Raw genomic sequence first — 12,826 nt, forward strand, 5'->3', positions numbered from 1 at the left:
AAAAATTATCTTCATTGTTTTTATCAGTTAATAGGGTATTTTGATTTTAAATGACAAGTTTTGAGAAGTCTGCAACCGATTGTGTAACAATGTGAGTATGTTTGAGAAGAGCAAGACGGTTAGCACGAACATCAGGTTTTTTATCATTCACCAATACTTTTTCAAAAAATATATCAATCAATTTTCCAAGTGGCGCTAGCACACTGAGTGCAAATGATAAATTTGTTGCATTGATGGGAGAAAGAACCTTTCTTTCTACTTCACAGATTGCATGATAGAGCTGCTTTTCTTCTTTCTCGATAAAGAGCTCAGGATTAATTTCATTCGCTATTGTTGTGCTTTTTTGAAATTCATTTTCAAGAATATTGGCAGTACGTTTTACAGAGGCTACAAAGTTCATTCCATCATGGGTATTGATAAAAGCGATAAGCGATTCGACACGACGTGCAACCAATAAAAAATCATCAGAATCTTTATTTAAAACGGCTTCAAGGGCATCGTAACGAGCGCCTTCCTCTTTTAGATGGATTTTCAGACGGTCATGAAAAAAGAATAACAGATCTGATAAAATATATTCTGTTTTTTCTGGAAGCAGATTCTGCAATTGTGAATTTTCTCTTTGAGAGATTTCATATTTATTTTTTTGTTGTAAGAAAAGATTCGTTGCTAACTGGAACAGCGGCATAAGATTGATTTTCCAATCTCGCGAAAGTACAAGCCTAATAATTCCCAATGCTGCTCGTCTTAACGCATAGGGATCTTTTGAGCCCGTTGGTTTTTCATTAATGAGCCAAAAGCCAACGAGCATGTCAATTTTGTCGGAGAGCATAACGGTTATAGCAAGTGGTTCTTGTGGAAGACGATCTGTTGGTCCTTGAGGTCTATAATGGTCTTCGATTGCTACAGCTACGCGAGGATCTTCCCCTTGAAGAAGGGCGTATTTTTGCCCCATAACACCTTGTAGTTCAGGAAATTCTCCGACAATTTCTGTTTGCAAATCAGCTTTTGCAAGGATGGCTGCACGTTTTGCTAAAAGAGGATCTGTTTGTATCAAAGGAGCAATTTCTTGTGCGAGTGCAGCAATGCGTTCTACCCTTGCTCCTTGTGTACCTAATTTAGCATGAAAAGTTACATTCAAATGATCAAGTCGCGCCATTCTTTGATCGAGAGGTTTTTTTATATCAAGCTCAAATTTTTTTATAGAAGATTCCAATTGTTGAAGATCAGGCAAATCATGCTGATCGGTTTGCCAAAAATGAAGTGCATCAGAAAGACGGGCACGGACAACCTTACTATTTCCTTTCGAAATTTCTTTGCCTTCATCATTTGCAAGAATATTAGAAACGAGAATAAAATGATGAGAAAGTTTTACTTTTTCTCCTTGTTTGCGGGTGACAAAACATTTTTGATTGGCTCGAATGGTCAAGCGAATAATTTCTGGAGGAATATCAAGGAATGATTTGTCAAAATCACCCATCAGGATAACAGGCCATTCAACAAGACCAGCAACTTCTTCTAGGAGGGGATTATCTTGAACCAGTTCTAAACCGTTTGCAAAGCAGAGATTTTGGGCATCAGCTAAAATAATATTCTTTCGTCTTTCGGCATCCAGAATGACTTTATGGGTTTCAAGTTGAGTAACATAGTCATCAAAGCGGCGCACTTGAAATGGCTCTCCATCACTTAAGAAACGATGACCATAAGTTAAATTATTGCTTTTAAGAGAACCAATTGTAAACGGAATAACATGTGTTTCACCAATTTCTGGTCCGAAGATGCAAAGAATGTTTTGTAAAGGTCTAATCCACTTCAAAGTACCACTTTGTGCTGAATCTTTTCCCCAACGCATAGATTTCGGCCACGGAAAGTTGCGGATAATATCCGGTAAAATATCGGCAATAATTTCTTCTGCAGCTCGACCTTTTTTAACAATTTTAGCAATATAAAAATGACCTTTTTTATCATCATGTCCAATATGCGCTTCAGAAACATCATTTAATCCTGTTGCACGTAGAAAACCATCAATTACATGCTGTGGTGATTTTATACTGGGACCTTTGCGTTCTTCATGGACATCTTTGGAGCGTGTGGAAAGTCCGCGTATGTCCAATGTTAGCCGACGAGGTGTCCAATATTCACGAGCAGCTTCATAGATCAATCCAGCATTCACAAGTTGATCTGTAACAGATTTCTTAAGATCAGCAGCAGCTTTTCGTTGCATACGTGCGGGGATTTCTTCACTGAAAAGTTCAAGAAGAAGATCAGACATTAGGCTTCTCCAGTATATATTTGTCCAGCTTCTGTGAGTAAAAAGGCTTCCCCACAACGGCGCGCGAGATTACGAACGCGAAGAATGTAATTTTGTCGTTCGGTTACAGAAATAACGCCACGTGCTTGCAAAAGATTAAAGATATGGCTCGCTTTAATACATTGATCATAGGCAGGAAAAACACAGCGATGGAATACATTTTCTTTATTTGGTTTTCCAGCATCAAGAAGTGCGCTGCATTCGCGTTCTGCATCGATAAAGTGCTGATGGAGCAGTTTTGTATCAGCAAATTCGAAATTATAATATGAGTATTCCTGTTCTGCCTGTAAAAAAATATCTCTATAACTTATTTTGTTTTCTCCCTCCAAACCATTAAAGTTAAGGTCATAGACGTTATCAACCCCTTGGATATACATCGCTAGACGCTCAAGACCGTATGTGAGTTCCCCTGAAACTGGAGCGCATTCAATGCCGCACACTTGTTGAAAATAAGTAAATTGAGAGACTTCCATTCCATCGCACCAACATTCCCATCCAAGCCCCCAAGCACCAAGAGTGGGACTTTCCCAATCATCTTCAACAAAGCGAATATCATGCAGTTTTGTATCAAGCCCGATAGCTTGTAGCGACTTTATATAAAGTTCTTGTAGATTGAGCGGAGAGGGTTTGAGAAGCACTTGGAATTGATAATAGTGTTGTAAACGATTTGGATTCTTACCATATCGGCCATCTGTTGGACGTCGAGAGGGTTGGACATAAGCAACTTTCCAAGGGCGTGGCCCTAGAGAGCGTAATGTTGTTGCTGGATGAAAAGTCCCAGCTCCGACTTCCATATCGTAAGGTTGCAAAATTGCACACCCATAGTGTGCCCAATAATTTTGCAAAGTTAAGATTAGTCCCTGAAAAGAACGTTTGGGGTTAAGATGTTCAGGCAGTTTCACGCTTTATACTCTTTATATTGAACTAAACAAAAAACAAAGTAATTTTAGTTTCTCTATTTATTATTTCATGTGGTTTATGGTTAAGCATCGTTTATTGCAAACCAAATTTCAACTTTTCTTGAATTTGTTCAGAATTTTCTGGTTTTCCGTCAATTGCGTGGTTCCATTGAAAGATTGCTTCACGTTTACGTCCAACTTTCCAATAGGCATCCCCTAAATGATCATTCAGTGTTGGGTCTTCAGGTTGTAATCTGACAGCATTTTCTAATATTTGCACTGCTTTATTATATTCTTTTAGTTTATAATAAGCCCACCCTAAAGAATCGAGAATATGACTGTTGTGAGCTTGCAAAGCAGAGGCTTTTTGTAGCATACGGAGCGATTCTTCAAGCTTCTCACCACGTTCCACAAGGGAATAGGCTAAATAATTAAGAACCTGCGGTTGATTTGGGAAAAATTCAAGTGATTTTCGCAAGTCAAGTTCTGCTTTTGGCCATTGCTTTAAACGTTCAAAAGCAATACCACGCTGATAAAAGAGTTTCCAATCGTCCTGCTGAAAGTTTTTTATCTTTGTAATAGCGTAGTCTAGAGTTTTAATAGCCTCAAGAAATTTATTGTCCTGCATATAAAAAGCAACGAGCGTTATCAAAATATTACGATCATTGGGAAATTTTTTATTTAACAATGTGAGTAATTTTATTGCTTCTTTGTAATTGTTGTTATTGGCAAGAAGGAATGCAAGATGAAGTTGTCCATCTTTATAATAAGGAGATTTAGGGGATAAAGCGCGATAAAGTTTAATTGCTTGATGTGGATCGTTCAATTTAGCAGAAATGTGTGCGAGCTGAAACAGTGTTGCGTCATTTTGAGGGTATAAGGCGAAAGATAATTGCTTAAAAATACGTGCAATTCGCCCTGAGTTTTTGTAGTTGAGGGCTGTTCCAAAATTATATAATACCTCGGCTGCTCCTTGTTGAGGTGTTTTAATAACTCTCTCTAAGAAAGAATTTTTTTCAATTTTTTCTTGAAAGTTTTTAAGGACTTCTCGACCTGACAACATTTGTTCGCCATGCTGGATTGTTTGAAGAGCTTGGTTGCGCATATTATGGCGCAATTGGAATGAGGCATAGGCTATGATAATACGCTCATAAGTATTAGGAGCGATAAGAGTTCCCTGTTTGTTACTCAGTGCTTTAATGAAATATTTTTTTGCATCCTTTGGCCGTTCTGCAAGGTCGCTCATAAGTGCTAGATGATAAGATATAAAAAGATCATACCAGACAGGACCTTTGAGTTTCTTAAGATCATCGATTGCCTGAGATTTTTGTCCAGATCCAAATGTAATCCAAGCGCCGATGAGTTCAGGTATTGGATTATTGGACGTAGGCAGTTCCTTTAATTTCAGAAGAGCCTTGGCATTCTTATAATCTTTTTTGATGAGACTTTCTACTGACAAAGTTAAGGAAACAAAGGGAGTTATAACATCGTTCTCTTTGAGTTTTTGGGCTTGTTGGACAGCTTCTTTAAAGTTTCCGACCGAGAGCATAGCTTCAAGGAGCTCTTTTTGTGTTTCAATGTTATCAGGTTGATAAACCAGTGCTTGTTTAAAATAATTGATAGCAAGTTCTGTTTTATTTTCATGATTTGCAACCCGTCCAGCTAAATAAGCACCTGTAAATGAGCTTGTATGAGTTGCTGCACTTATTTTACTGTAGGTGAGGGATGGCATCAGCATGATACCCACGATAAAGAGGGCAAAAAGTCGAGATACCGTTGCAGAGCACATGGAGCTAATCCTTTTCAAGATAATCAATTGATGGTGTTGTTTATAGATCATATCTCATTACTTTGTTGAGAAATACTGCGATTCTTGCAAAGAATTCAGTTTACGCGCGCAATACAAAATTCAACAGTCTCAACGAGAGCATTATAAGCAAGATTTTCATTCATGGGAACAAGAGCATCAATTGCATATTTTCCATAGATGCGTGCTTGTTCTATTGTATCTGTGATACTATCATACTTTTCCATTAAGTGTTGCGCGTGTGCGAAGGATTCATCATTATTATTGCCATCTTCAAGCGCTTTTTTCCAGAAATCTTTTTCTACCATATTCCCACGCTCATATGCGAGAATAACAGGCATTGTGATTTTTCCTTCTCTAAAATCATCCCCTATATTTTTTCCTAAGTTTTGAGCACTACCGCTATAGTCAAGTGCATCATCAATTAATTGGAAAGCTAAACCTAAGGATGTTCCATATTCACGTAATGAAGAACGCTCTTTATTTCCATAGCCAGCAATAATGGGTCCTACTTCAGCGGCTGCTGAAAAAAGTGCTGCTGTTTTTGCATCGATGATTTTGAGATATTCTGAAGGGCTGGTTTTTATATTTTTTGCGGCAGAAAGTTGCATAACTTCTCCTTCAGCAATAATTGCAGCAGCGTTGGCTAGGACAGAGAGCGCTTCTATGGAACCGACATCGACCATCATTTTAAAGGCCTGGCCCAATAGGAAATCACCAACAAGTACACTTGCTTGATTCCCCCAAATCATCCGTGCTGTAGATTTTCCACGTCGTAAATTACTTTCGTCAATCACATCATCGTGTAGCAATGTTGCTGTATGCATAAATTCAACAGCTGTTGCGAGTTTTATATGCCCGTCACTTTGATAACCGAACATATGAGCAGAAGCGAGCGTAATCATTGGGCGTAATCGCTTTCCACCTGATGAAATAAGATGGTTAGAAATTTCAGGGATCATCTCAACCTCTGATTTTGCCATAGAGAGAATAAATTGATTTACGCAATCCATATCTTTTTGAGTAAGATTGACAAGAGGTTGAAGAGAAATTTGATTATTTCTTATTTGTTTTGGTTTGATAGCTGCACTCAATGTGTTTACTCCTAGAGTATTGCAATGGACATATATAAAATTTACTTTATTCATTAGCATAAAGGGGGTTTGGTTTTGACTCAAGCTTTTGATGTCGTTTAAAAGTGTTAGCTTGGAATGTTATTGGCAAGAAATGTTCTTTAGCGAGTGTAATCTTATTGTTATAAAATAATAAAAAATTTAAAATAGCAGCTGAATGGCAAAAATGCAGTTTATAAAGGTGAGCATTAGGCTTTTAAATGGATAAAGCAGCGAATCAGAGTGGTGAAACAATTGACAGTTTTCACCGCGGGAAATTTTATTTGGTTCAACCCCATAAATATGGTCATCGTTCTGGAATGGATGCGATGTTATTAGCTAGTTTGGTTCCAAGTGATTTAAAGGGCAAGGTTGTTGATTTAGGTGCTGGTGCTGGAGCTGCAGGGTTAGCTGTTGCTTCGCGTTGTCTGAAAGTTCATGTTACCTTAGTTGAACGTTCGGCTTTTATGATATCTTATGCTCAAAAAACGCTTATGCTAAAACAAAATAAACAATTTGCTAGCCGAATTTGTTTGCTAGAAGCAGATGTTACCTTCAAAGGGAATGCCCGTATAAAAGCAGGTTTGATAGATAATAGCTTTGATTTTGCGATTATGAATCCACCTTTTAATAATCCCACTGATCGCAAGACACCTGATCAACAAAAATCTGAAGCACATGTTATGCCTGAAGCGATGTTTGATAATTGGTTGCGGAGTGCAGCAGCGATTGTCAAGCCAGGTGGATACTTAGGGCTCATTGCACGACCACAATCACTAGTAGATATTTTGCGTGCTTTAGAAGGGCGCTTTGGTGGTATTTGTATCGTTCCTGTGCATGCACGTGCAAAGACAGCAGCAATTCGTCTTTTATTTTACGCAAAACGAGGAAGCAGAGCAGCTTTATCTATTTTACCGGCATTGGTTATACATGAAGGTAATGACCATACTTTTTCACCCCGAGTTGATGCAATTAATAATGGATATATAAGCTTGTGGGAACTTTTCTAATAGTATCTTGTGTTTTTTAGTTTATTATTTAAAGTCTACACTTTGTTGTTAGGGAGGTTTGACTTTGGATGAAATTATATTTCTGGTTGTAATGTGGGGATTGATTGGCGTTTTTGGATGGTATCGCGTTCTTCCTTTTTGTTGTCCTTGCCTATTTAATTGTTCTTAATTTATAAGGAGATTTTGTTTTGATGGATTTTATTAAAAGTTTTATTCCACGCCGTTTTTCTTCCGATAAACTTGAAATTCCTGTGGTGCGCCTTCAAGGAGCAATTATGGATTCATCAGCATCTATATCTCGTACCCTTTCCCTCAGTAGGTGTGCAAATCTTTTAGAGAAGGCTTTCGCACACAAAAAGTCACCGGTTGTTGCACTTATTATTAATTCTCCTGGTGGTTCACCTGTACAATCGCGTTTTATCTTCAAGCGCATTCGTGACTTGGCAGAAGAAAAAAATAAAAAGGTTCTTGTGTTTATTGAAGATATTGCAGCATCTGGTGGTTATATGATTGCTTGTGCAGGGGATGAAATTTTTGCAGATCCTTCTTCAATTGTTGGTTCCATTGGAGTGGTTTCAGCTTCCTTTGGTTTTCCGGAACTTTTGAAGAAAATTGGTATCGAACGGCGTGTATACACAGCAGGAAAGAACAAAGTTACATTAGATCCATTTCAGCCAGAAAAAAAGGCGGATATTGAGCATTTGAAATCTCTCCAACTTGAAGTGCATCAAACTTTTATCGATTTGGTTAAAGAACGGCGTGCTGAAAAATTATCAGATGATTCGAATCTCTTTACAGGAATGTTTTGGAGTGGAAAACAAAGCGTTGGGCTTGGTCTGGTTGATGGATTGAATGATGTACGTTCTGTTATTAAGGAGCGCTTTGGTAATGATGCAAAACTTCGACTTATTATGCCTCCAAAAAGTTTTTTAGGACCTAAAACGCCTTCAGGAGTGACGGCACATACGGTCTATACAGTCGTTGATAGTGCATTGATGGCAGCAGAAGAGCGAGCTCTTTGGCAGCGTTATGGTTTGTGATGGAAAGGATCATTCAAGCCAGAGAGATTTTTATCTAAAAACAGATACTAGAAGAAAAAAGGCTTGAAATGATACGAATGAGAACATGTCGTTTATTTTGTATGAGAACTCTTTATATTTATTGTTTTTTAGAAAACGATTAAGAATATTCCAAGCTGTTTATAGGGCTCGTGCTAAAAGTATGGGTAAAAGGGGGAAATTTTTAAAAGAACCCTATGTAAGTGAATATTACGTCATATGATATCAAATGTACAAACTTCGTTCCAAAGACATTCCTATTTATTTACACCTATTAAATTGAATTTAGCTCTACATGTTGTAGGGCAACGTGCTGACGGGTATCATTTAATAGAGAGTTTGGTTTATTTTAGTCTTAGCGGTGATTGTCTACACTATGCACCTTGTGAAAATAATCAGTTTGTTTTGACGGGGTCGTTTGCAAAAGGGCTTGTTTCTCATTTAGACAATTTGGTTATTCGCGCAAGGGACTTTATGCATAAGACTTTTCCGGAATGTGCTCAACCTGCTTTTTTTCGGCTTGTAAAAACATTACCTGTTGCTTCAGGCATTGGTGGTGGCTCAGGTGATGCAGCTGGGGTTATCAGCATGTTGCGTCGGCAGTGGAATCTTGATTGCTCTTACGAAGAATTAGCAAAAATGAGCTTAGTTCTTGGTGCTGATGTTCCCATGTGCCTTTGTGCATTAGAGTATCAGCAGCCGCTTTTGGTTAAAGGAATTGGTCAAGAGATGATACGACTAAAAGAAGCTTGTTCATTAGCAATGGTATTGGTTAATCATGGACAAGAGATTTCAACACAAGCTGTTTTTAAAGCGTTAGAGAAGCGTCATAATCCTTCTTTAAAAATTAATACAGACGCTTTAAAGAGTGTTGATTCATTAGTTGAAGTTTTACAAGAAACGCGTAATGATCTTTTTTCTCCTGCATTAAAAATAGCACCTCAGTTAGCTGAAGTGTTATCTATATTAGATGAATGTGGGGCTCTTTTTTCCCGTATGTCTGGAACGGGAGCAACTTGCTTTGGCATTTTTAAAAATAAACAAACGGCGCAACAAGCAGCTCTTTTTATCAAATCAATGTACCCAAATTGGTTTGTAAAACCTATCATGACTTTAGGAAATATTTGATAAATAAATATAAAAGCTTTTATTTTATCATGATTTTATTATACATAATAAAAGAGGGTAACCAAAGAAATGTGTTTTTTTATTTTTTGTGCAAGAATTCGTGGAATGTTTGAAGAGCCATTTAAAACTGTAATGCTTGCAAAAAATGATCAGGCTACAGAAATAGATGTATGTTTGTTGTATTTGTGATGTATCAAAGATGTTTAATTTGCCGCTTCAACCAAATTTTTCGTGCGAATTGGATTTGCAAAAACAGGGTTTTTTTCATATAGCAGGTGTTGATGAAGTAGGACGGGGGCCTCTCGCTGGACCTGTGGTAACAGCAGCCGTTATCTTGGATAGAGATCGTATTCCTAATGGGTTAAATGATTCAAAAAAACTTTCTTTTTTCCAACGAAATAGACTTTATCATGAAATTTTGCAAAGTGCATTAGCGGTTTCAGTCGCCAGTCTTTGTGCTCGTACAATTGATCAATCTAATATTAGAAAAGCAACGTTAGAAGCAATGCGTCGCTGTATTATAGGATTAGCCATTCCAGCCCACTATGTCCTTGTTGATGGGCGTGATATTCCTTCTGAGTTGTCCTGTCCTGCAATGGCATTGATTAAGGGCGATCAGCGTTCAGTTTCAATTGCAGCCGCATCTATTATTGCGAAAGTAACGCGTGATCGGATGATGGAATGTACAGGACAAGTTTATAAAGGGTATGGTTTAGAGAAGCATGTAGGTTATGCAACGCTAGCGCATCGTACAGCTCTTGATAAATATGGACCAGTTATAGGATTACATCGTTATAGTTTTGCACCACTAAAAGAGTGTAAAAAAGGTAATTAAAATCAGTGATTTACTACAAGAGTAAAGGGTTTTATAATTCATTGATTCTATTATGTTTTTTGAGTGTCTATCCCTAACCTTTTTGAAGCTTTTTATCACTTATTCCTATCTATTTTTCCAGATATAGAATCAGATATTTCTAACATGGGCTTAACTCTTATTTGTTATTAACCGTATAGCAATGATATACGACAAGGGGCGGTAATGGCAATTGTGAGTTTTAAATATAAGGGCTTAAAATTATTTTATACAACAGGTTCCACAAAAGCTATTTGACCAGATCACTTAAAAAATTATGCGTTATCTTAACGGCTTTAACAAGTGCTACTACGCCTGAAATGTTGAGAGCGCCTGCCTTTAAAATACACCCTCTTAAAGGTGAACTTACAGGGTACTATTCTATATGGATGAATGGAAATTGGCGTGTTACTTTTCGCTTTATAGGAACAGATGTGGAGCTTGTTGATTATCAAGATTACCATTGATGAGAGGAATGAAAAAAATGTCGCATAACCCCGCACATCCGAGTGAAGTTCTGAAAGTAGCTTTCTTAGACGAAATGGGGATAACAATACAAAAATTAGCTGATCATCTCCATATGACAAGAGCTTCTTTATCAAGAGTGATTAACGGACATGCTTCTATAAGTACCGAGCTTGCTATTAAATTAGAATTAGCTGGTTTTAGTAAAGCAAAATTTTGGTTGGATATGCAAACAAACTATAATTTATGGCAAACAAAGCAACAGGCACAACCACCTATTTCTCTTCTTGTTTTTGATACACCTCAAACGCCGCTTTGATTTCGTTAATAATTTTGATGGTGCTTTGGTTTGTTTTTTTAGCTGCCGCCCATTGCTCTAACTTTTTTGTAGCTTTTTGATTGCTTCTGTTGCAAGTCGTTTTCTATCGGCTGTTTTGGTACAAAGGGATGCCATTTTATCTTCGCTCCAGCCAAAAAGCGCTTTCATTTGTGAAACCGTAGCACCAGCATTGGCAGCACGTTTTGCTGCTAATTTTCGCAATCGGTGCGCTGATTTTTTAATACCCGCCGCATTACATGCTTCACGAAAGAGGTTGCCAAAACTTTCTTTGACAAGCTTATTTCCACCTTTACCACAAATAAATGTTTCATTACCTATGGGACCAATTTTAAGGGTTTCCTCTAGTTCTGGTAAAATAGGAAGAAAAACATCTGTTTTAAATTGGCTCTTTTCTGTTTTGAGATAAATGATATTATCTTTGACGTCTTTCCAGCCGATACGAACGGCATCACCACGACGCAAGCCTGTATAAAGAAGAACATCAATCCAGACGCGTTCATGTGTACCATGTGACCAACGGTGATAATATTTGTCTATGTCCTCTTCTAGCCATGGCAGCAATCCCTCACTGTTTAAAGATTTTGGTGCTTTTATATTAAAGGCAGGATTTCTATTTAAAAGGGCATTATCAACCGCCCAATTAAAGAGATCGTTTAAAGAGGTCAAAAAATATTTTGCCGCTGCGAGAGTAGCTCGCCTTCTGTCTACGGCGTCAAGGATGTGGTGTTTTTCTATGCTTTTATGTGCACGATCAGCAATATTTTTAGAAACATTGTTCAGAATTCGATATTTAACTTTTTAGTAGATTCTAATTGATTATGCCATTGCATGCTTTGTAAATACTGATGCAATAACCAATCGAAAGAGCCTTTTGTAAGTCTGTTTATTTTCTTGGAGATGCCATTTTGCGCTTGTTTAATAGCCAGCGTATATTTGCTCTGATGGAAATCAATGGACTGTCATAAATTTTAGCTTTTCCACTAATAAATGTACCACCGAAAACTTGTGCATCCCCAAAAACTTTGGCATAACCATAGACTTTTGCATCATCACTTATTCAGCAATTGCCATCATGACTTAGATTGTCTTTTTTTTGTATAAAAGCGCCAAGATCACCTGCCTTTACATCTCCAAAGTCTCTCAAATCACGGATGCAGTAAAGTGTAATGTATCCACCAACCTCAATTGTTTCATTAGTCAGTTCATATTTCTTTTCCTTGATTTGCGCAGAATTCACCCGTAGCGTGAATCATGCATCACTTAAAAGTTATTAGGAATGGGTAGGGCGCTGGGAGGCATATGGGCACTCCCATTTTTTAAAAATATGCAAATTTATTTTTTTAGATGTGCTTAATTTCATATTTCCAATCAGGCAACGGAATGAGAGCTAATGCGAGTTGTCCTCTATGACACATGCATACATTAGCTTCAAAACAGGTGATTGCAACGCGCTTTTTGTTTAAAAAAATTTGATATAATTTGTTTATTGCACAAGAATTATCCTTGAGAGTTGTATTTTGATAATCTTCAAAAAGGCGATCATAATCTTTTGTGTTTTCAAATTTCTTCGTTTTTCAGAGGCAATTCCAAGTTCAGGCATATGCCATATATTCAATATCAATGTTGTTTACAACTTTCTCTAATTGTCTTTTTGAAAATCCGTATTTTCTGCTTATTGGATTTTTACGAATATCATACAAAAGTTTAATATTATTTTTGATAAGTTGATTGAAATAGTCCTCAAAGGATTTTCTTTCATAGCCAATGGTAAAAAACAAAAGCTCTCATCTTTAGCAGGCTGTATGATAATATGTTTGATGTTACACACGTTTATTTCCTTAGTAAA

General features: G+C 37.3%; 10 protein-coding genes and 3 pseudogenes. 6 read left to right on the top strand and 7 right to left on the bottom strand.

Features of this window, described 5'->3' with window-relative positions:
• Positions 1-46 precede the first annotated feature (46 nt).
• From glyS to ACFIL3_RS03250, 4 genes are all read right to left on the bottom strand, one after another.
• Positions 47-2,269: a glycine--tRNA ligase subunit beta gene (gene glyS / locus ACFIL3_RS03235; RefSeq protein WP_375681833.1), complete on the bottom strand. Its 2,223-nt coding sequence runs from the start codon at positions 2,267-2,269 to the stop codon at positions 47-49.
• A complete protein-coding gene (locus ACFIL3_RS03240) occupies positions 2,269-3,210 on the bottom strand; it encodes a glycine--tRNA ligase subunit alpha (protein WP_375606430.1) in 942 nt (313 codons plus the stop codon). The genes glyS and ACFIL3_RS03240 overlap by 1 nt, the downstream gene beginning before the upstream one ends.
• A 91-nt stretch (positions 3,211-3,301) precedes the next feature.
• Complete coding sequence (locus tag ACFIL3_RS03245) at positions 3,302-4,996, bottom strand: tetratricopeptide repeat protein (protein WP_375612092.1); 1,695 nt, start codon at positions 4,994-4,996, stop codon at positions 3,302-3,304.
• Between the two features lie 95 nt (positions 4,997-5,091).
• Entirely contained in the window at positions 5,092-6,168 is a 1,077-nt protein-coding gene (locus tag ACFIL3_RS03250; RefSeq protein ID WP_375629760.1) for a polyprenyl synthetase family protein, read from the bottom strand.
• 179 nt (positions 6,169-6,347) lie between these two features.
• Between ACFIL3_RS03250 and ACFIL3_RS03255 the strand changes: the two genes are divergently transcribed.
• From ACFIL3_RS03255 to ACFIL3_RS03280, 6 genes and pseudogenes are all read left to right on the top strand, one after another.
• The gene (locus ACFIL3_RS03255; protein ID WP_375629758.1) at positions 6,348-7,136 is read left to right on the top strand and encodes a tRNA1(Val) (adenine(37)-N6)-methyltransferase; all 789 of its coding nucleotides are present in this window, start codon (positions 6,348-6,350) and stop codon (positions 7,134-7,136) included.
• A 191-nt stretch (positions 7,137-7,327) separates the two neighbouring features.
• Positions 7,328-8,176, top strand: coding sequence for a S49 family peptidase (locus ACFIL3_RS03260; RefSeq protein ID WP_375612095.1), 849 nt, complete (start codon positions 7,328-7,330; stop codon positions 8,174-8,176).
• Between the two features lie 237 nt (positions 8,177-8,413).
• Positions 8,414-9,322 (top strand): 4-(cytidine 5'-diphospho)-2-C-methyl-D-erythritol kinase, encoded by a 909-nt coding sequence (locus ACFIL3_RS03265; RefSeq protein WP_375629755.1) that lies wholly within the window; start codon positions 8,414-8,416, stop codon positions 9,320-9,322.
• A 199-nt stretch (positions 9,323-9,521) separates the two neighbouring features.
• Positions 9,522-10,157, top strand: coding sequence for a ribonuclease HII (locus ACFIL3_RS03270; RefSeq protein ID WP_375629754.1), 636 nt, complete (start codon positions 9,522-9,524; stop codon positions 10,155-10,157).
• Positions 10,158-10,361: 204 nt separating this feature from the next.
• Positions 10,362-10,642, top strand: a pseudogene (locus ACFIL3_RS03275) (type II toxin-antitoxin system RelE/ParE family toxin).
• A gap of 17 nt (positions 10,643-10,659) precedes the next feature.
• The gene (locus tag ACFIL3_RS03280; protein WP_375668509.1) at positions 10,660-10,959 is read left to right on the top strand and encodes a HigA family addiction module antitoxin; all 300 of its coding nucleotides are present in this window, start codon (positions 10,660-10,662) and stop codon (positions 10,957-10,959) included.
• A gap of 57 nt (positions 10,960-11,016) precedes the next feature.
• On the opposite strand, the pseudogene ACFIL3_RS03285 reads toward ACFIL3_RS03280, so the two are convergent.
• The 3 genes and pseudogenes from ACFIL3_RS03285 to ACFIL3_RS03295 form a co-directional block, all read right to left on the bottom strand.
• A pseudogene (locus ACFIL3_RS03285) lies at positions 11,017-11,912 on the bottom strand (tyrosine-type recombinase/integrase); the annotation flags it as partial.
• Positions 11,913-12,037: 125 nt separating this feature from the next.
• Positions 12,038-12,217, bottom strand: coding sequence for a hypothetical protein (locus ACFIL3_RS03290; protein WP_375674922.1), 180 nt, complete (start codon positions 12,215-12,217; stop codon positions 12,038-12,040).
• A gap of 103 nt (positions 12,218-12,320) precedes the next feature.
• Positions 12,321-12,758, bottom strand: a pseudogene (locus ACFIL3_RS03295) (DUF488 family protein).
• Positions 12,759-12,826: the final 68 nt, after the last annotated feature.

The organism is Bartonella sp. CE47NXGY, from assembly GCF_042195415.1.
In the GTDB taxonomy this organism is placed as follows: domain Bacteria; phylum Pseudomonadota; class Alphaproteobacteria; order Rhizobiales; family Rhizobiaceae; genus Bartonella.